Here is a 20468-nt window from a genome sequence, read left to right as displayed (position 1 = left end):
ATGGCGGGAAACATAAAACCGAACCAAAACAAACCCAAATTTAGCCCGTGGATTTTATACGTGAGCATTGTGGTTATCGTATTGGTTATAAACTTTTTATCGAACGGAAGTGGTGTTGGAGATTCCAAACAACTGAGTCTTTCTAAATTTTTCGATTACCTGAAAGAAGGTAAAGTGGAGAAAGTAGAATTTAATCGTTCTGTTGCTAAGGTATATTTGACAAAAGACGCTTTACAAAGCAAAGATTTTGAAGAGTTACAACGCAAGTCAATCTTAGGAAAAGAAAGTACAGGACCACAGTTTGTAACTGAAATCGGTAACTCTGAGATTTTCCAAAAGAAATTAGATGAGGCTGCTGGAGAAGGCAAACTTCTGGAATATAAATCTGAAGCTGAGAGCAATTGGGGAGACATTTTCATTAGTTTCTTACCGATCATCATTATCATTGGATTCTGGTTATTCATGATGAAAAGAATGACTGGTGGCGGTGGTGCTGGCGGTGGCGGACAGATTTTCTCTATTGGAAAATCGAAAGCAAAACTCTTCGATGAAAAGAATGACATTAAGGTAACGTTTAGTGATGTTGCTGGATTAGAAGGAGCTAAAGAAGAAATTGTAGAAATCGTAGAGTTCTTAAAGAACCCAGAAAAATACACCTCTATCGGAGGTAAGATTCCAAAAGGAGCGCTTTTAGTAGGTCCTCCAGGAACAGGAAAAACACTATTGGCTAAGGCAGTAGCAGGAGAAGCTAAAGTTCCTTTCTTTTCACTTTCAGGTTCTGATTTCGTGGAAATGTTCGTAGGAGTTGGGGCATCTCGTGTTCGCGACTTGTTTAAGCAAGCCAAAGAAAAATCACCAGCCATTATCTTTATTGATGAGATTGACGCTGTGGGTAGGGCACGTGGAAAAAGCAATTTCTCTGGGTCAAACGACGAGAGAGAAAACACATTAAACCAATTATTGACGGAAATGGACGGTTTTGGTTCGCATACCAATGTTATTGTATTAGCAGCGACAAACCGTGCGGAAATCCTAGATAAAGCACTTTTACGTGCTGGACGATTTGACAGACAAATTTATGTTGATCTTCCAGACGTTAAAGAAAGAGAAGCAATCTTCAACGTACACTTGCGCAACATTAAGCGCGTTGACAACTTAGATATCGACTTCTTAGCAAAACAAACACCTGGATTCTCAGGTGCAGATATTGCTAACGTTTGTAACGAGGCTGCTCTAACTGCAGCGCGTAAAGACAAAAAAGAAGTAGATATGCAAGACTTCTTGGATGCTGTTGACCGAATTATTGGTGGTTTAGAAAAGAAAAACAAAATCATTACAGTAGAAGAGAAATACGCCATTGCGATACACGAAGCTGGTCACGCTACCGTAAGCTGGATGTGTGAACACGCGGCTCCACTAGTAAAAGTAACCATTGTACCACGTGGACAAAGCTTAGGTGCTGCTTGGTACTTACCAGCAGAAAGACAAATCGTTCGCACGGAACAAATGCTAGACGAAATGTGTGCGACCATGGGAGGACGTGCAGCAGAGAAAATTGTATTTGACAAAATCTCTACAGGTGCGTTAAGCGACCTTGAAAAAGTAGCTAAACAAGCACGTGCTATGGTGACCATTTACGGATTGAACGAAAAACTCGGAAACATTACCTATTACGATTCATCTGGTCAAAGTGAATACAACTTTAGCAAACCTTATTCTGAAGATACTGCCAAGGTGATTGACGAAGAGATTTCGAAGTTAATTGAAGGACAATACGAACGTGCACAAGCCATTTTGACTGAACACAAAGACAAGTTGATCCAATTAGCAGATTTACTTTGCGAAAAAGAGGTGATTTTCCAACAAGATCTAGAAAATATCTTTGGTAAACGACCTTTCGATCAGCCCGAAACGGTAGAAAACACAATTCAACCTCAATCGGATACAGAAGAAACAATCGCTTAATCAAGCAATCGATAAGAATCTATATAAAAATCTTAACTTAAAGACTCATTTAAGTTAAGATTTTTTTTATCTTTGAAGATATTACAAACCATCATATTTCGACACTTAACCTATGAGCTTTCTAAAGAAGTTAATTAGCGGATTTATGTCAAAACAAAGTAACGAAGAGGCTAACAATCAAAGAAGTCAATATCTTCCTGAGACTGTTATGCCTGTTGATGATTTATTTACAGTAAATTTCAGGAATAACGGCGGTAAATTTTTATACTGCGATACACAAGCAGAACTACACGAAACCTTTGTCAATGTTTTATTAGAGAATGATTGGTTTGAAAAAGAGGCATTAACCCATGAGAGTCAATTCCATGCGCTTTTAAGAGACAATAACATTCACTACATCAATTCCAAACAACCGGTCTTTTTTGTATCGTCTTGTGAGAGTTTAATTGCAGACGATGGAGCAATCTTATTTTGCGAAAAACAATTAAGGGATTACAAACCACATGAAATTCCTGACAACATCATCATTATCGCAACAACTAGCCAGATTACGCGTACAAAAAGTGATGGACTTCGCGAAATCAAAAGAAAATACAGCAGCGCATTACCTACAAACATCACGGCGATTAACTGCTTTAAACCTTCTGCCAATCAAGATTTCTTAAGCTATGGCAGATCTCCTAAAAACTTATATTTACTTTTATTAGAAGATCTCTAAATTATGTCAGAAACCCTTAAAAGAACGATATCCGGCATTGTCTATATTGTTCTATTACTAAGTGCAACCTTATACGATGTACTTACGTTTAAACTACTTTTTGGATTCTTTATGATCGTAGCAGCTTATGAATTTGCTCGTTTAATAGATTTACCCAAATCCCTTTGTGTTGGCCTGAGCTTGGTTGCCGTATTGGCAATTTTTCAGTCGGCTTTTGCCTTGCCAATGCAAACCATAGTGATTCTTACTTTTTTAATTCTACTAGCCATAACAGCCGAATTATTTACCACGCGCAAACCCAATCGCAGTCTTCCCGTAAAAATCATCATTTTTCTCGGGTATATAATAGGAAGTTTTCTCGCTTTTCTACATCTGCCATATACCGCAGCAGGGTATGATCCGCAAATTGTTATCGGTATATTAATTCTTGTGTGGACCAACGATACTTTTGCTTATATTGTAGGTAAACGTTTTGGTAAGCACAAGCTCTTTGAACGTATCTCACCCAAAAAAACTATAGAAGGATTAGTAGGCGGAATTGTCTTTGCCATTCTAGCCTCTCTGGTATTATATCAGTTTTTTACTTCATTAAGTGTGGATATTTGGATTGCAAGTGCTATTTTTGTAGGATTATTTGGTACACTTGGAGATCTAGTTGAATCGCATTTCAAGAGAGAAGCTGGTGTAAAAGATAGTGGCAATATCATGCCTGGACACGGAGGTATTTTAGATCGCTTAGACAGCATCTTGTTTATCTCACCCTTTTTGTATATCATTTTTCAAATTTTATAAGCCATGTTTCATAAAGAAGGAACTAAAATTATTTTTTTCTCGTTAGTAGTCGCTGTAATCATTATTGTAGTTTTTGATTATTTCATAACGATTGATTGGTTAAGAATGACGTTGTCATCTATTATTCTAGCACTGCTAATCTTAGTGTTACAATTCTTTAGAAATCCGGACCGAACCATTGTTCCCAATGACGCTGTCATTGTAGCTCCTGTAGATGGAAAAGTTGTTGTAATCGAAGAAGTTTATGAGCCTGAATACTTTAAAGACAAGCGATTAATGGTATCAATCTTCATGTCTCCTATTAACGTACACGTAACGCGATATGGATTAAGCGGATTGATCAAATACAGCCAATATCATGCAGGGAAATACCTTGTAGCATGGCATCCAAAAGCTAGTGAAGAAAATGAACGAACAACGGTTGTAATAGAAAACAAGGTGTTTGGAGAAGTGATGTACCGTCAAATCGCTGGTGCACTAGCGAAGCGTATTGTAAACTACGCAAAGCCAGGTATGCAAGCCATTCAAGGAACAGATGCTGGTTTTATAAAATTTGGATCTCGCGTAGATTTATATTTACCGCTTGGAACAAAAGTAGATGTGGTGTTAAACCAAAAAGCGATTGGTAACAAAACGGTAATTGCAAAAAAATAGGAATGAACGAGCAACTAGACAAAGACTTTTTAGAAGCCTACGAGCGAATTTCTAAAGAAGCAAGAAATTTAGCTCCCGATGTTATGCTGCGGATATACGCCTATTACAAACAAGCGACTAATGGACTAAGTCACCAAGACTTCGAGCATATGTCGCATGATTTAAAAAAGGCATTCAAATTCAATGCGTGGACACAAGTGAGTCATTTGTCCACAACACAAGCTAAAACAGAATATATTAAACTTGCCAAAACAATCTTAGCCAAACAATGAAAACAATAAAGTCGTTAAACCTTACCTTACTCTTTGCTGTAGTTTTAGCGACATCTTGTGGCAAGAAAAGCGAACGCATAGAAGTTGAGATTCCTAAAAGGGAGACATTTATCGTAGAGAAAAAATCGGTGCTTGGGCAAGAAAAGGTCAAAACCAAACAAGGTCCATTTGACATGCTTCCCCTTTCTTTTTCCTATGAGGAAATTGAAGATCTATTTAAACCGGAGGATTTGGCTTTACACTATGGCGAAATTCATTTAAGTTATGCCAACCGTTTGAATGCAGCGATTCACAACAGTTCTTTTGTCACTGATAGCCTTGTAGGTATTCTAACGAAAGTAACACCCGCACAAGCAGAAATAAGCAATCTAGCTGGAGCGTATTACAATCACAATTTCTTTTGGCAATCTATACACAAAAATACAACCACGAGTCCCGATACGAATTTATCTACCTTGATTAACTCGAATTTTGGGTCCTACAACAATTTAAAAGCAGAAATCTTGCGTATGTCGGTTGAATTTGAAGGTTCTGGTTGGTTATGGCTATTGGTTGATCACCGCAATACACTAACCTTGATCACTACAGAAAACAATGCCAATCCCATTACCTTGAGATTAGGCAAACCTTTATTAGCAATTGATTTATGGGAACATGCTTATTTGCCATCCTATAAAAATGACAAAGAAAAATACATCAAAGCATTGCTTCCTCACCTCAATTGGGAATTTGCTAATGCTAATTTAAAATAATAACAAAGGCGAAGGTTTTAATCATCCTTCGCCTTTGTTATTATAGTCACTAAACGTTTCGTTTACCGTTTATCATAAATACATTAGAACGGAACATCATCATCGTTAAACACATCTCGTGCTGGTGGTAAATTTTGGGTCATATTTGCTCCTCCTCCGTTATTAATTGCAGAAGAGAACACACCATCACTACCAACAAATCCTTCCATACGAGCATCTTCATCTAAGTTGTCGAACTTACCAAACATACCCAAGAATTTCAAGCGAATATTATCTAGACCACCATTTCTGTGTTTAGCCACAATAAACTCGGCTTGACCAGCTGTTGGTGAGCGGAATTCATCATCCCATTCTTCGATTTTATAGTACTCAGGACGGTAGATAAACGATACGATATCCGCATCTTGTTCAATCGCACCAGACTCCCTTAAATCGGATAGCAAGGGACGTTTTGACGTACCTCGGGTCTCAACGGCACGCGAAAGCTGTGATAAAGCAATAACGGGAATATCTAGTTCCTTTGCCAATGCTTTAAGGTTTCGCGAAATAGTAGAAATTTCTTGCTCGCGGTTTCCTCCTCCTTTTTGGCTTCCCCCTGCGGTCATTAGCTGCAAGTAGTCAATCACAATTAGTTTAATACCGTATTGAGAGGCAAGACGTCTTGCTTTTGCACGTAAATCGAAAATAGACAAGGAAGGAGTATCGTCAATAAATAAAGGTGCGCGCTCCAAGTCTTTCACCTTAACGTTTAATTGCTCCCATTCGTGTTTTTCCAACTTACCTGTACGGAGTTTTTCAGATGAAAGTCCGGTTTCCGATGAAATCAAACGGGTAATCAACTGAACAGAAGACATCTCTAAAGAGAAAAAGGCAACACCAGCCCCCGATGCAATGGCAATATTACGCGCCATAGAAAGTACAAAGGCTGTTTTTCCCATCCCGGGACGAGCGGCAATAATAATTAAATCACTGGGCTGCCAGCCAGAAGTTAATTCATCTAGTTTGTGGAAACCCGTAGCCAATCCACTCAATCCTTCTTTGGTACTAATCTCTTCAATTCGCTTTTTCGCCTGCGCCACTAAACTTTGAGCCGTCTCAGAACTCTTTTTAATGTTCCCCTGCGTCACTTCGTATAGCTTAGCTTCCGCTTTATCGAGTAAGTCAAAAACATCCGTCGTTTCATCGTAAGCGTCTTCGATGATTTCATTCGAAATTCGAATTAAGCTGCGTTGAATAAACTTTTGAAGAATAACACGAGAGTGAAATTCGATATGAGCTGAGGAGCTAATTTTTTGCGTTAGGCTAACTAAATAAGCATCGCCTCCAGCAATATCCAACTTTGCATTTTTTCTCAATTGAGCCGATACGGTCAATAAGTCAATGGGTTGATTGCTGACAAATAATTGATCAATAGCCTCAAAAATATACTTGTGTCCTTCCTTATAAAAAGCTTCTGGCTGAAGTATGTCAATTACTTCGTCAATCCCCTTTTTATCAATCATCATTGCACCTAAAACAGCCTCCTCAAAATCAGTAACTTGAGGTGGTATTTTTCCTTTTTCTAAAGCGATAACATCTTTAGAAAAAGCGCTGGGATAGGTACGTATATCTTTTGCTTTTTCCATAGTGCGAAAATACTTCTTTTTTTTAAACTACTGTTGCTATTTAAATCTTTACATTTAATAAAAATACAGATTTTATAATTGAATACAGAACTATTAAAGCATAAAAAATCCGAGCCTAGGCTCGGATTTTTTTATAAGTTCAACAAGTTGAATTAACTTTTGTATTCTCCCATTTCAAAATACTTTTCCATGCGTTGGTTCAGTAATTTGTCTAGAGGAGTTTTAGCTAACTCTTTATGTGTTTTTACAATGTAGTTGCGTACAGATTCGAATGTAGCTTCGCGATCTGAGTGTGCACCACCAAGTGGTTCAGCAATAATATCGTCTACGAGCTTATTCTTTTTCATGTCATAGGAAGTCAATTTCAATGCGTCAGCGGCTTGTTCTTTATACTCCCAGCTTCTCCATAAAATTGAAGAACACGATTCTGGTGAAATTACAGAGTACCATGTATTTTCTAACATAGTTACACGGTCACCTACACCAATACCTAACGCTCCACCAGAAGCCCCTTCACCAATAATAATACAGATGATTGGCACTTTGATACGGAACATTTCGTAAATGTTGCGTGCAATAGCTTCTCCTTGTCCTCTTTCTTCCGCTTCTAATCCTGGGTATGCCCCTGGCGTATCGATCAACGTAACAATTGGAATATTAAACTTCTCAGCCATTTGCATTAAACGCAAAGCTTTTCTGTATCCTTCTGGATTGGCCATCCCGAAGTTTCTATACTGTCTAGTCTTTGTGTTGAATCCTTTTTGCTGACCCACAAACATAAAACTTTGATCTCCGATTTTCCCTAATCCACCGATCATTGCTTTGTCATCTTTTACATTTCTATCCCCAAATAGTTCTAAAAAAGTATCTCCACAAAGCGCTTTAATATAATCAACAGTATACGGTCTGTTTGGATGTCTTGACAATTGTACGCGTTGCCAAGGGGTCAAATTTTTATATATGTCTTTCTTTGTCTCTTCTAATTTTTTCTCGATTTGTGAGCAAGTTGTCGATACATCTACATCAGATTCTTCACCGATTAACGTACATTTTTTTAACTGCTCCTCAAGTTCTTTAATAGGAAGCTCAAAATCTAAATATTCCATTTATGAATAATTTTTAGTTTCAATTACTAATGACAAAGATAAAATTTTCCTCTATATAGACCTCTATATTTTGGCAACTTTTATCTTTTTCCTGTTTTTAACAATCGCGTTTAACACGACAGTACTCAATATTAACAAAGCGCCGACATAAAATTCGACACTCATTTTCTCACTATCTTTAAATAAGAGAATCGCCAAAAGGATACCGTAAACTGGTTCTAAATTCACGGTTAACATCACAGTAAACGGCGTGATATCTTTCATTACATAGACGGATCCAATAAAGGCAAAAGCAGTACAAAAAGTTCCTAACACCAACAACCAGAGCCAGTCTGAAGTTGTTACCTCAAAAAATGAGGCTGTAAATCCACCACTAAAAAACAAATAGATGGATAAGATAAGTAACCCGCCTACCATTTCATAAAAAGTAATAACAGAGGCAGAGGACTTGTGTACTAATTTACCGTTAATAATCGAGAATATGGCGGATAAGCAAGCGGCGATTAAGGCCAAAATGATTCCTTCCACATATTCGGTACTCACGCTAAAAATAAGTGCTAAAGCGCATACAACGATAAATCCGAAGAACACTTCGTATCCGATCACCTTGCGTTTATAGAAAATAGGTTCCAAGATGGAAGTAAAAAAAGCACCCGTTGACAGACAAGCCAGTGTAACGGAAACGTTTGATACTTTAATTGCCCAGAAGAACGTAAGCCAATGCATGGCAATCACTACTCCAGCGGCTAAAAATATGCCGATTTTGCCCTTGCTTTCTTTGATCGACTGCCCCTTAAAAGCAAACAACAACATCAAGGTAATCACGGCAATTACGATGCGATACCAGACTAATGGCAACGCTTCCAAGGTAATTAAGTTACCCAAAATAGCTGTAAACCCCCAAATAAAAACAATGAGGTGTAACAACAGATGACTCTTAAAATTATCTCCGAGCATTTCGTAATAAAAATATAGCTAAAATTGAAAAGGTAACATTGGGAATCCACACAGCCACCAAAGGTGACATACTAGAGGCTTCCGCTAGTACACTAAATATTTTGTCAAAGAAAACATATATGAAAGCCAGGGCGATACCAATGGCTAAGTTAATTCCCATCCCCCCTCTTCGCTTCATGGAAGATACGGATACGGCGATAATTGTCAAAATAAAGGCTGATACGGGCACGCTGTACTTCTTGTACAACACCACCAAGTGCACATTGATGTTCGATGAACCACGCATGCGCTCTTTCTCAATAAATCGCTTTAATTGACCTAATGTCATCGTCTCTGCAGCATATACCACAGGACTCAAATCATCAATATCAAATTCCAATTGCAATTCTTTTTGGTCGGCAAATTCTAAAATATCATTGGCTTCGCCAACTTCGCGTTTAAAGTAGTCGTAAAGCGTATACATTTTAGTTTCTGCATTCCACTCGATGCGTTTGGCCTCAATTTTAGAAACAAGGGAATTTCCGTCAAACTCTTCAATAGTAAAATTATATCCCGTATTGGTACTATAATTAAAATTGCTCACAAAGATAAATTCGTTTGCATTGATCTGTTTGAATACATTCTGACTCTCGCGTACTTCATCTCTCTTTAAGTATTTATACCGAAAGTCGTTATATCCAGCACTTGCCCGAGGAACGATATACATCGACATCGCTAGTGACAGGAGGGAAATTAAAGTTGCTCCAATTAAATAAGGTCGCAAGAATCGAGTAAAAGAGATTCCCGAACTTAAGATAGCCACAATTTCTGTGTTATTAGCCAATTTGGAGGTAAACCAAATAATGGAAATAAACAGAAATATAGGGAAAAGCATATTGGCAAAATAAACAGTAAAGTCCAAGTAGTAGAGTACTGTTGCTTGCAACGGCACTTTATTTTCGAGGATTTTATTAATCTTTTCTGAGACGTCAATAACAATACCAATGGGTACAAACAGCAAGAGCATCACAAAAAAAGTGGCTAAATATCGCTTTAAAATATACCAATCTATAATTTTCATCTGTAAACTACTTTTGCTATTAGACGTTCGTTGATTATTACAATCTTTCTCCCAGTTGCTTTACCATTTTATTTTTCCACGTGGCGAAAGTTCCCGCCAAGATTTGTTGACGTGCTTCACGTACTAACCACATATAGAAACCAAGGTTGTGAATGGAGGCAATTTGCTTCCCTAGAGATTCATTGGCGGCGAATAAGTGGCGTAAATACGCTTTAGAGTATGCCGTATCTACCCAAGTATGCCCCATTTCATCAATTGGAGAGAAGTCATTTTCCCATTTTTTATTTTTCATGTTCATGATTCCGTTGGCCGTAAACAACATACCGTTTCTTGCGTTACGTGTTGGCATCACACAGTCAAACATATCTACTCCAAGAGCAATATTTTCCAAAATATTGATTGGCGTTCCTACCCCCATCAAATAACGGGGTTTGTCTTCTGGTAAAATTGAAGTTACCACATCAGTCATCGCATACATTTCTTCTGCTGGTTCCCCAACGGATAATCCACCAATGGCGTTTCCTTCGGCACCAACATTAGCAATATACTCTGCAGATTGCTGACGTAAGTCTTTATATGTACTTCCTTGAACAATTGGAAACAACGCTTGGGAGTATCCGTACAGTTCAGGTGTATTATTAAAATGCGTCACACAGCGGTCTAACCAACGGTGTGTCATGTGCATGGAACGTTTCGCATAGCGGTAATCACATGGATAAGGCGTACACTCATCAAAGGCCATGATGATATCAGCGCCAATCGCACGTTGTATTTCCATTACATTTTCTGGCGAAAAGAAGTGATAAGATCCATCAATATGCGATTTGAATTTCACTCCTTCTTCTTTAATTTTTCTATTTGCCGATAGAGAATACACTTGGAACCCTCCACTATCTGTCAAAATATTGCGGTCCCAATTCATAAATTTATGCAAACCACCTGCTTGCTTTAAAATTTCTACTTTTGGTCGTAAGTATAAATGATAGGTATTTCCCAAAATAATATCGGGATTAATTTCCTCTTTCAACTCACTTTGGTGTACACCTTTTACCGTTGCAACTGTTCCAACAGGCATAAAGATAGGTGTTTCAATTACGCCGTGATCCGTAGTAATTTTTCCAGCACGCGCACGTGACTGTACATCAGTATGTAATAATTCGAACTTCATATTATCTATTTACAGCTTGCAAAGATAATTTAAAACTAGTCATCAACCTTAGTTTTAATTTTTTTTTCTCTTTTCTAAATAATGCGGTATTTGAATACCAATACAAGTACAATAGGTGCTCCAAAAATTGCTGTAATGGCGTTAATAGGCAGTACGGCATTTGCATTGACCTGGGTAAGTATGTCGCAGAGCAACATCAGGGTACTTCCCAGTAACATACACGCAAACAATAGGCTGCGATGGGTATTTTTTTTACATAGCATACGCGCCATATGAGGAACAGCCAGTCCTATAAAAGCAATTGGCCCTACAAAAGCCGTTGCCCCCCCTGCAAGCAAGCTTGCGGTAATGATAATCAAATTACGGGTTTGCTTGACCTTAATTCCCAAAGAAGCAGCGTAAGTATCTCCCAGTAACAAGGCATCTAATGGTCGAATCAACAAGAGGGCTAATCCAACCCCCAAACCCACTACCAGGCCGAAGAGCAAAATCATCTCTTGGGTGAGATTCCCCAAACTTCCTGACATCCAAACCACATATTTTTTGAGCTGATCTGCTTCGCTAAAAAAACTCAATATAGCAATCACTGCATTGGCAAAACTGCCGAACATCAACCCGACGATGAGTACTGTTATGGAATTTTTCACCTGTTTTGAAACGGCTAATATAAGGAGTAACAGCACGAGACTACCCAAAACTGCTGTGAGGAGTAGAGTGTAGTTCGAAGTCAACAAAGGCGAAATAAAAGCGGGTAAGAGTGCACCTCCCATTAATACGAGAGCCACTCCGAGTCCAGCTCCTGCACTAACACCTAGCACATATGATTCGGCCATGGGATTTCGGAACAAAGTTTGCATCAACAATCCACTCACAGAAAGGGCGATGCCTACAAGCATAGCGACCAAAGCTTTTGGCAAACGATAGTGTAAAACAATATATTCCCAAGAGGATTTTACTCCCTCATGTCCTGTGAGAATATCCCATACCGAGGCTAGAGGAATCTTTACACTTCCCCAGGAGAGATTTAATGCAAACAAAAATAGGAGCAACAAAATTCCAAGCCCCCAGCCCAGTTTTTGTTTCATGCTTATTTCAATTGTTTATAAAAGTGTGGTTCATATTCGGGTAATACCTCAGGGTGGACCAGATGGATGAGATCTTTTAAAACCCAATCAGGTCGCATTCCGCCTATTTCATAAAATAAAGATCCCCCTGTTGGCCCCTTTGTCGGAGCGAAAGAATAGACATTTTTGTTTTTGAAAGCCTCAAACTCTTTGTAATGAGGATTTGCTTGAGCTAATTCAGCTAGGGATTCATAATGCCCTGGGTTAATCCAATACGTTGCATGTTGGGCTTTTTCTAGCACTTGCTCGAAAGACAACGCTAAACTCCCTACTCCTTGAGTATCCTTCCATAAATAATCGGTTTGTGCATCGCTAAAGTAAACAGCAGCCCAGCTTTTCCCTTCTGGTAAATACCAAACATCTGCGTACATGACTCCACTCATCACAGTGGGTTGCTTCGTTACCGCTTTCACCAATTGAAGGGCAGCGGTATAATCTATGACAATCTGATCAAAAAAGGCAGAGGCTTCTTTTTCCTTGTCATATAATAGTCCGAAAAGTTTAATCCACTCCGCTTTGCCCAAGGGGTTTTGTTCGGTCCAATCGCCATTGTACAAAATGGGAATACCCGCATTGGCAAGTGTTTGCAGACTTTTATCTTCTTTATTCATGGCGAAAGCCATCAAAACATCGGGTTGTACATCTAAAATAACCTCAACATTTAGCGCATCATTTTGCCCTACTTCTCTAACCTTCCCCAAGTCAATTTGCTGTCTAACAGCAGGGGTTGAAACGTAATCTAAGCCTGCAAAACCAACCAAAGAAGGTACTTGATTAAGTACATCCAAAGCAGGAATATGCGTCGTAGAAGTGGCTACAAGAGATTGAATTGGAATTTGTATCTGTGGATACTTTTGAAGCGAATCAGGAACCTGAGCGGTTGCTCTTTTCAAAACATAGGTAAAACGCGTATTGGCATTAGCCCAAGGTTGGGTGATATTCACCACGTAGACATCGTCATAGCTGGTAAAGTTAAAGCCTTTTGCATAGTCAATATTCGATTGCTCTGTCTGTTGTATCTCCTCTTCTTTTAGTTGTTGCTTGCAACTGCTACAAAATACAAACAAGGTACATCCCATCAAGTAAAAAACCAATTTCTTCATGTATTCGACTGTTTGTCTACAAAAATAAACTTATTTATTCGATTGAAGTGAGCTGACCTATCTTAAAAAAAGGTTGCGTTTTATTAGAACGGGTGCCCCTTTAGCATATGGCATGAAAAAACCCCAGCAGTTTGGACTGGGGTTTTATATTCTGAGTCTTCTTGAAAGCCCTCAGTTGAAATAAAAATTAATTAAAATAAAACCGTCTAATTTTAAACTTAATGTCTTTCTTTTTGTAAAATCTAAATTGAAACTTAATTGTTTCAAGCCATAAACGGATAAACACTTCTTTGGAATTTTTTCCGATTAGTCGAGCGTAATGCTCTGCCATTTTTTCAATATCATGGATATTGGTGGTTAAATGGGCTAAATTTTTCATTCGATGCGAAAAAGACATCGTTTGATTGAATTTCATTCGATTCAAATCGACCAAATAAAATATATAGGTTCCATCCTCTTGTTTTTGGATCAAGGTGTTTCCGGGGGAATGGTCCAAAAACATAATTCCCTTTTCATGCAATCCATAAGAAAATCGAACAAAATCTTCTAAAATCACCTCTCGATCAGGATAATTCTTTTTCGTAAGTAGATCGCGGTACGTCAGTTCAGCATCCACAAATTCAGAAATATAATAGGTATTTCGAATCGTTGTGGCCGTACTGTACTCAAAGTATGCGACAGCTTGTGGATTAGCTACGCCAAGTTCTTTTAACTTTTCAGCATGTTCAAATGATCGCAACCCTTTTGGTTTTCTAAAAAATTTATACACGCGTTTGTTAAATTCATTTGGTATTTTAAAGGCTTTAATCGCTACGCATTGTCCTGTTGATAAGGTGGCCAGTTTAATGGTGTTCCGATTGCCTTTAAAAAGATAAGTAGTTAATGCATCATAGTTTTCGATAAGTTTTGTTAATTCTTCTTGTTGCTTTTGATATAAGGGATGTATTTCTTTTTTTACCCTTAGTTGAGTCATACTATTGTTATTTTAGTTACTGCCAAGTTACTGCTTTCACAGGAAACCCATTTTTCAGCACAAAAAACACAAACAACTCATTTACAACAACTTGAATTGTTTAAAAAAATCAAAAAACGAATAATTTCCTTTTCATTGAGTCCAATCGAATTAAGAACATTCTTGTGATTTTCCCTAGTAAAAACAACCAATAATTTGAAAAAGAAACCTTCTTTGAACTTTAGTTACATCTTTTCTAGTCTTAGCGAGCTTGCAGTATGCTCTTTTTAGTTTTTATCATTTTTACCAATTTAGTCTTCTTTGTCACCTTATCAATCATTTTTCGCGACAAAAGGGTAAAATCCATACAAAAAACACAGCTTTAGTTCTGAACATTCCGAAGTAAAAAGTGATATTAAAAATTACAAACTAATTTTTCTCTTTCACATTTTGCATTTTAACAAAGGTCTAGGACTACAATATCCCCTTTTCAATCGAAACTATTTCCTCCTTTTTTACCATTATACATACGATAGGAGGAATTTATTCGTTAGTATAAAGCATCAAATAAGGAGCAAAACCAGAGAAAATCGTGTTAAAAACACCATGGGATCCTTGATTTTAATTCCACAATGCGGTTTACTATTCGTATTTCAGCGTTAATTCAGGGGGTTGCCCATAAATTTTATAGTTTAGTTCTTGTTTATTTCAGAATAAAAACTAATTTTGAGAAAGATAAAAATTAACATTTTATTAAACTTTCACTTTCGTGTAATACTAATACTATGCAACTAAATATGAAAAAACTTTTATTTCTAGCACTATCATTATCAATCCTTTCAACATCTTGTAGTACAGCGGATGATCCTTTTGTAGAGGTAGAACCAGGTCCGAATCTTGAGAACGGATTAATTATATTAAACGAGGGAGGTTTTCAATTAAATGATGCGTCTATAGGATTTTCATCTTTTACTTACGACAAGTACTTTGAAAACATTGCAAAAACGCCAGAAAAAGTATTAGGAGATCTAGCGCATAGTATTGCTTTTAAAGACAATAAAGCCTATGTAGTTTTAAAAGGTTCAAATACGATCGAAATCTTTGATCGCTATACGTTTAAACACCTAGGTGCGATAAAAGAAGGATTAAACAAACCACTTTATATTGCGTTTGCGAACAATAACCTATACGTAACTAACGAAGAGGGAAAATCGGTTGCTGTATATGATGCAAACAACAAATTCATTCATGAAATACCAATGGATGCACCAGTAGGGCAAATCTTAGCCTGGAATACTAAATTGTATGTACAAAAGAATATTTCAGAAACCAAAAGTGAGATTGTGGTAATCAACGCAGAATTTGCGATTACGAAAAAAATAGCGATCGACAACAAATTGCAAGGAATAGCTACATTAGGTGATTTTGTTTACGCGATATCGTCTACTAAAGACAAGTCTTTCTTCCTTAAATTTGATGCACATACAGATGAAAAGGTTTTAGAATTCTTCTCAACGAGAAATGCTAACGCAAAAAACCTCCGTTTAGACAACAACGATTTATACTATACGAGTAAGAATGAGGTATACAATTGGAAACCTAATGACACCTACGTACAAACAGCACCAGTTTTAAGCCTGGAAGCAGAAACATTCAACGAAGTATCATCCTTTTACGGGTTTAATGTAATTAACAAAGTCATTTACGTCGGAGACGCAGGAGATATGAACGAGCCTAGTAAAGTAAATGTTTATAGACAAGGTAAAAAAGTAAGTAGCTTCACAGCGGGAATTATGACGAACAACTTTTACGCTAACTATAAGTAATAAAAATAAGAGTCTGAATAGACATGCCCCAAAAAGTTAAACCCTTTTTGGGGCATTTTTTATTATACTGCTTTCACACTATATTAGTAATAGATGGTAATTATTCCATTATATTTTATATTTTTACAATAATATTAATTTAGTTCGCAAGAATAATGAAGAACAAAAGAAACTTCACCTACTTCATTGGTGGGATACTGCTTGTAAGTTTACTTGTATTGGTTGTACAATCTCAATACTTGAATACTACAAAATCAGCAGCCCCAGAAACCAGCCTTGGTACTTTTACCAATCCAGAAGTGGCTTACCAGGAGTGTAAAACCATTTTATCGGAGGTTTCTAAAGCCTTAAATACTAGCGATACAACTAATTAGAATAGTATGAAACGAATAATATCATATGTCTTTCTCTGCTTTGTTATTTTCACCGCAAATGTAGCCTTTGGACAAGACAGCTTTTCGAAATTTGAAAAGAGCAAGAGCATCAACAATGTAGTCGTAAATAAGAAGATGTTTGAGATGATGGCCAATGTGAAGGTAGAAGCGACAAATGTTGAAGAAAAACGCTACTTTGACCTAATTAAGAAATTGACGAGTTTACGGGTATTCAACACCAAATCCTCAGAGGATAAAAAAGCGATGACTACAGCGGTTCAGGAATATATACAAGCTAATGGACTAAAAGAGCTCATAAATAAAAAAGACAATGACGCAAAAATCGTCATCTACATTGATAAATCGGGTAGCAACCAGAACATTGCTGAGCTAGTCATGCTAAACGAAAGTGTAGATCCTTCCAAAGAAACAGTATTAGTCCTAATCACAGGAAATTTCAGCTTAAACGAGCTGTCTTCCTTAACAAAGAAAATGAATCTTCCCTTAGGAAATACCTTAGATAAACTATAAAAAAACAGCGCCTCTTTTAAAAAAAAAGAGGCGTTTTTTATTATTCGTCATAATATACTGACATTTATCATACTGTATTATTATTTTTTTTCATAAATTAGTACAGAATAACATAAATAAACACGTATTATGAACTTAATGAATTTACCACTGTACAATTTTGCTAATGGCACATTTATGATCATTATCTTTGGATTAGTATGTGTAGGTCTTGTTGTGGCGATCTTCATGTTTATGGGAGGAAGCTCTAAAAAGAATGATGAGGATCAACCAGAATAGAGGGTAATAGCGATACAGAACGAATCAGAAAAATTGTGATGAGCGACCATCACAATTTCTTCTTTTGGTCCAAAAAGGGCTAAGACTTGTTGTGCTTTATACCAAAGGCTCCTTCTTTATTAACCGCCTGATATTCCTTCGATCAATTAGAAGTGGCTAAAGCCTATCCTTCAAAATCTTCACAATCGTGTACTTCAAAAGTTTGCAATAAGCTGCGCAACGTATAGAAGGCTCCTTCTCTAAATATAGATTCATCTAGTTCTTCTCCTATCACTTTTAGGCTATACACAGGATAATCATCCACTTGTTCAAATACAAAAGTGTGCAATTTAGTGCGGATATTAATCTGCTGTCCTTGTTCCTCGACTGATTCAATGATAAAAGAGATTTGACTATTTAGATCACACGCATTCATCAGCGTAATCATTTCTCCGTCAATTAAAATATTTGCCACATCGCAAGCATAACAATTTCCTCCAAATTCTAATCCGTATTTGGTGGTTACCTCTTTTGCATTGGGCTCTACGATTTCCATGGGAATCAGCAATTCGCTGCTGATTTTTTTCAGTGCTTCACTTTGCTCAAATACCTGTGAAACGGCAATTCCAGTAGGCTCTTCTTTAATCGGATTATCTTGTTTTTCCCCTTGTTTACACCCTAAAGTAAGTAAGCCCAATAGGGCTAAAGTAAATAGTTTTTTCATATGCTTTGTTTTCTAACAAAGGTAGAATTTCTTCTATATAAATAGATTATTCCCCTTTATTTAATCGATTTAAATAATGATATAAAACTTCCTTTCCAGTTGTCGTTTCCGGTGTATCAATCACCACTCCTCTACTCCCCTCCAACACTTCTCCGACTCCCCTCCGAGTATATCTGGAAAAAAGCCCTTTTTGTCGAAGCAGGGTCGAAGCACACTCGAAGCATCCTCTGTTCAAACTTCAACTAGCTTCTAACCTAAAGTATCCTTTATCTCAAATAAAAACACTTCATATCTTCTTCTTGACTACCGAAAAGGGTTCGTTGATTCCTTTATCTTTTGGATTAAATACAAAATAACCAAGTAAAAAACAACTACTTACAATTACAAACCAGTTTTGAATACTACACGTTTTTTGGCATTCATCTTACTATCTTAGAAAATAAAAAAAAGCAACGATGGCAGAAATAAAAGACGGTATTTTAGGTGGGGTATCAGGTAAAATTGGCAATATGGTGGGGTATCAGTGGAGAGGCAAAAACTTATTGCGCACCAATCCAAGATCTATTAAACGAAAAGCCTCCCCTGCTCAACAGCTACAGCGAGAAAAGTTCAGTTTGGTTTCTAGTTTTGTAAACAAAGTTCGAGATGTGGTGAATTTGTATTCCGTCGAACTTCAAATCAATAACAAACGCCTATCAGGAAAGGAACAACTCATTTCCTTGCTCATGAAGCAATGTTCACCGTATTAGCGGGTACGCCTTACCTCGTTCTCGATCGGATTTTACTCGCTATAGGTACTTTACCCGCAGCAACGAAGGAGCAATTTCAACAACAGGAGCAACACACCTTTTTATTCACTTGGGATACTCGATTGAGTAATATCCTCAGCCAACCGGATGATCAAGTTACCTTACTTGTGTATCACGATAAACTAGACGAGTTTTATATCTTTCAAAAAATAGGAACACGACATGAGGGACAACTGCTTTTTTCACTGCCTTCTCATTGGGGAATAGAACGGCTTCACTTGTGGAGTATTTGGGAATCTGCCGAGCAGAAAAGAAATAGCACGAGTCAGTACCATCTCTTTGATTCAAAACCTGAGCGTACTAGTTAACTATTTTTGGCCTACTTTTTCTTTACTACGGTGATGATTCACTCTCCAACTTCCCCATCCAAAAGCCACCAAGCCTACACCCAACCAAGCACTACACCTCAACGTAGCGTAGAGTGATTCCACCGTTGTATACGTGCTCCAGCCCGCTTCTCGATCGAGGAATACCCCCAAATTGATCCAGAACCACAGTAAACCTACCAAAAACAGATGCAAGGTGAATTGCAGCTTGTGTGGTTGTACGCGATAGAGCAAGAGTTGCAACAAAAAATAGGGCACACTTGTCAAGGTCACCGCCCAAAACACATCCGTATAAAAAGCATAGGAAAGATTGCTCGACGGTTGATCTTTAAAGGGAGTCATGGATAAGAGGGCTTGCATATACCCCAACCCTATAAAGAGTACAAGGTGAAAAAAGGCAGTAGTCCAGCGTGTTTTTTTAGTTTGGGGACGGTTCATCTTGAAGTAAAACTAATTATCTTTAATTTTTATTATTAAATATAAACGAATGTACGATAAAACCATCGATATTATCCGCTTTGAAGCAGCGAAACAGCAATACTATCCCGTATTTTTGGGTCGACAAAATTGGATGAAGGAACGCGATGTTCCCCATACGGAAGTTGAAATCCCTTTAGGACATTCTCGCTACGGAGGTCCGGTCATTGATTTACCCCCTGGAGTAGAACATCCCGAAGGATTGCGCTTCGCTGGTCAATTGGACCTCACTCAATTTGCACCTCTTGATCCGTACGGATTACTGCCCAAAACGGGACAACTGCTCTTTTTTGTGGATATCATGACAGAAGAAGGCAAAGTCATCTATGCAGATGTAAAAAATGAAGATTTAGTTCGAATCATTGCTGAACACGATGATAATTTTTTCTACGGGGTTTTAATCGATCGTATCTATGCAGATGTAGACCAATGGAGCGACCGCTACTACCTGCCTGAAGAAGATTACGAAGAAGACGATGCGGATGAACACGGATACTACTGGGATTATTTTGGCGGTACTTTGCGCTCCAAGATCTTTGGTTTTTTCACCCATTGCCAGTTGGGAAAAGAGGAAATTGAAGAAGTAGTGGCTTCGAATCAAGTTGTTCTCTTTCAAGTGGGTGAAAATGAATTTAATGATGAAGGGGTTTTCTCTATATTAATAGACAAAGACGATTTAAAGAATCGCCATTTTGATCGTTGTTCCTTTTATTGGGCACAGTCTTAGGTTATACTTTCTTGTTTTATCTCATAAGCGCAGAAAAAGCTTTGGGTAGCTCCGCTCTTACTGCTCTACACGGAACAACTAAAAAAATGCCAAGGAAGCAAACTATCCTTGGCATTTTTTTATTAAATTTTCCTTCTATATTTGCAAAGTATTTGACTAATCAAACAT

General features: G+C 37.6%; 22 protein-coding genes. 12 read left to right on the top strand and 10 right to left on the bottom strand.

Annotated features, from left to right (window positions below):
* The 6 genes from ftsH to H4K35_RS01925 all read left to right on the top strand — a co-directional run bounded on the left by ftsH (position 1) and on the right by H4K35_RS01925 (position 5153).
* Positions 1-1965 carry an ATP-dependent zinc metalloprotease FtsH gene (gene ftsH / locus H4K35_RS01950; RefSeq protein WP_182625698.1) on the top strand — a complete coding sequence of 655 codons (1965 nt, stop codon included), beginning with the start codon at positions 1-3 and terminating at the stop codon, positions 1963-1965.
* 145 nt (positions 1966-2110) lie between these two features.
* Positions 2111-2683, top strand: a complete 573-nt coding sequence (locus H4K35_RS01945) for a lactate utilization protein (RefSeq protein WP_255492332.1) — start codon at positions 2111-2113, stop codon at positions 2681-2683.
* Positions 2684-2686: 3 nt separating this feature from the next.
* Positions 2687-3475, top strand: a complete 789-nt coding sequence (locus tag H4K35_RS01940) for a phosphatidate cytidylyltransferase (RefSeq protein ID WP_182625696.1) — start codon at positions 2687-2689, stop codon at positions 3473-3475.
* A 3-nt stretch (positions 3476-3478) separates the two neighbouring features.
* The gene (locus H4K35_RS01935) at positions 3479-4129 is read left to right on the top strand and encodes a phosphatidylserine decarboxylase family protein (RefSeq protein ID WP_182625695.1); all 651 of its coding nucleotides are present in this window, start codon (positions 3479-3481) and stop codon (positions 4127-4129) included.
* Positions 4130-4131: 2 nt separating this feature from the next.
* Positions 4132-4401: an acyl-CoA-binding protein gene (locus H4K35_RS01930; RefSeq protein WP_182625694.1), complete on the top strand. Its 270-nt coding sequence runs from the start codon at positions 4132-4134 to the stop codon at positions 4399-4401.
* Positions 4398-5153 carry a superoxide dismutase gene (locus H4K35_RS01925; RefSeq protein WP_182625693.1) on the top strand — a complete coding sequence of 252 codons (756 nt, stop codon included), beginning with the start codon at positions 4398-4400 and terminating at the stop codon, positions 5151-5153. Before H4K35_RS01930 ends, H4K35_RS01925 begins: the two co-directional genes overlap by 4 nt.
* 83 nt (positions 5154-5236) lie before the next feature.
* On the opposite strand, the gene dnaB is transcribed toward H4K35_RS01925, so the two are convergent.
* From dnaB to H4K35_RS01885, 8 genes are all read right to left on the bottom strand, one after another.
* Complete coding sequence (gene dnaB / locus H4K35_RS01920) at positions 5237-6778, bottom strand: replicative DNA helicase (RefSeq protein ID WP_182625692.1); 1542 nt, start codon at positions 6776-6778, stop codon at positions 5237-5239.
* 152 nt (positions 6779-6930) lie between these two features.
* Positions 6931-7884, bottom strand: a complete 954-nt coding sequence (locus H4K35_RS01915) for an acetyl-CoA carboxylase carboxyltransferase subunit alpha (RefSeq protein WP_182625691.1) — start codon at positions 7882-7884, stop codon at positions 6931-6933.
* Positions 7885-7947: 63 nt separating this feature from the next.
* A complete protein-coding gene (locus H4K35_RS01910; RefSeq protein WP_182625690.1) occupies positions 7948-8841 on the bottom strand; it encodes a DMT family transporter in 894 nt (297 codons plus the stop codon).
* Positions 8828-9901 carry an LptF/LptG family permease gene (locus H4K35_RS01905; protein ID WP_182625689.1) on the bottom strand — a complete coding sequence of 358 codons (1074 nt, stop codon included), beginning with the start codon at positions 9899-9901 and terminating at the stop codon, positions 8828-8830. The genes H4K35_RS01910 and H4K35_RS01905 overlap by 14 nt, the downstream gene beginning before the upstream one ends.
* 37 nt (positions 9902-9938) lie before the next feature.
* Positions 9939-11069 (bottom strand): tRNA guanosine(34) transglycosylase Tgt, encoded by a 1131-nt coding sequence (gene tgt, locus H4K35_RS01900; protein WP_182625688.1) that lies wholly within the window; start codon positions 11067-11069, stop codon positions 9939-9941.
* 74 nt (positions 11070-11143) lie between these two features.
* Positions 11144-12154: an iron ABC transporter permease gene (locus tag H4K35_RS01895; RefSeq protein WP_182625687.1), complete on the bottom strand. Its 1011-nt coding sequence runs from the start codon at positions 12152-12154 to the stop codon at positions 11144-11146.
* A gap of 2 nt (positions 12155-12156) precedes the next feature.
* On the bottom strand, positions 12157-13296 hold the full coding sequence (locus tag H4K35_RS01890; protein WP_182625686.1) for an ABC transporter substrate-binding protein: 1140 nt from the start codon (positions 13294-13296) through the stop codon (positions 12157-12159).
* A 187-nt stretch (positions 13297-13483) separates the two neighbouring features.
* Positions 13484-14269, bottom strand: a complete 786-nt coding sequence (locus H4K35_RS01885) for a lipopolysaccharide kinase InaA family protein (protein WP_182625685.1) — start codon at positions 14267-14269, stop codon at positions 13484-13486.
* Positions 14270-15045: 776 nt separating this feature from the next.
* Here H4K35_RS01885 and H4K35_RS01880 point away from each other — a divergent pair.
* From H4K35_RS01880 to H4K35_RS01870, 3 genes are all read left to right on the top strand, one after another.
* Entirely contained in the window at positions 15046-16074 is a 1029-nt protein-coding gene (locus tag H4K35_RS01880; RefSeq protein ID WP_255492331.1) for a YncE family protein, read from the top strand.
* A gap of 155 nt (positions 16075-16229) precedes the next feature.
* The gene (locus H4K35_RS01875) at positions 16230-16448 is read left to right on the top strand and encodes a hypothetical protein (RefSeq protein ID WP_182625683.1); all 219 of its coding nucleotides are present in this window, start codon (positions 16230-16232) and stop codon (positions 16446-16448) included.
* Positions 16449-16454: 6 nt separating this feature from the next.
* Positions 16455-16979, top strand: coding sequence for a DUF4252 domain-containing protein (locus H4K35_RS01870; protein WP_182625682.1), 525 nt, complete (start codon positions 16455-16457; stop codon positions 16977-16979).
* Between the two features lie 442 nt (positions 16980-17421).
* Here the strand turns inward: H4K35_RS01870 and H4K35_RS01865 are convergent, their stop codons facing one another.
* A complete protein-coding gene (locus H4K35_RS01865) occupies positions 17422-17961 on the bottom strand; it encodes a hypothetical protein (RefSeq protein ID WP_182625681.1) in 540 nt (179 codons plus the stop codon).
* Between the two features lie 455 nt (positions 17962-18416).
* Between H4K35_RS01865 and H4K35_RS15720 the strand changes: the two genes are divergently transcribed.
* Together H4K35_RS15720 and H4K35_RS15715 are read left to right on the top strand one after the other, a co-directional pair.
* On the top strand, positions 18417-18710 hold the full coding sequence (locus H4K35_RS15720) for a DUF6266 family protein (RefSeq protein ID WP_255492330.1): 294 nt from the start codon (positions 18417-18419) through the stop codon (positions 18708-18710).
* Complete coding sequence (locus tag H4K35_RS15715) at positions 18695-19078, top strand: hypothetical protein (protein WP_255492329.1); 384 nt, start codon at positions 18695-18697, stop codon at positions 19076-19078. The genes H4K35_RS15720 and H4K35_RS15715 overlap by 16 nt, the downstream gene beginning before the upstream one ends.
* Here H4K35_RS15715 and H4K35_RS01855 read toward each other — a convergent pair whose 3' ends face one another.
* Positions 19079-19534, bottom strand: coding sequence for a hypothetical protein (locus H4K35_RS01855; RefSeq protein WP_182625680.1), 456 nt, complete (start codon positions 19532-19534; stop codon positions 19079-19081).
* 49 nt (positions 19535-19583) lie between these two features.
* Here H4K35_RS01855 and H4K35_RS01850 point away from each other — a divergent pair, with 49 nt between their 5' ends.
* Positions 19584-20300 (top strand): DUF1963 domain-containing protein, encoded by a 717-nt coding sequence (locus H4K35_RS01850; RefSeq protein ID WP_182625679.1) that lies wholly within the window; start codon positions 19584-19586, stop codon positions 20298-20300.
* Positions 20301-20468 lie beyond the last annotated feature (168 nt).

The sequence above is a fragment of the Myroides sp. NP-2 genome, assembly GCF_014145665.1.
In the GTDB taxonomy this organism is placed as follows: domain Bacteria; phylum Bacteroidota; class Bacteroidia; order Flavobacteriales; family Flavobacteriaceae; genus Flavobacterium.
This window is presented reverse-complemented; position numbering and strand designations above follow the sequence as displayed.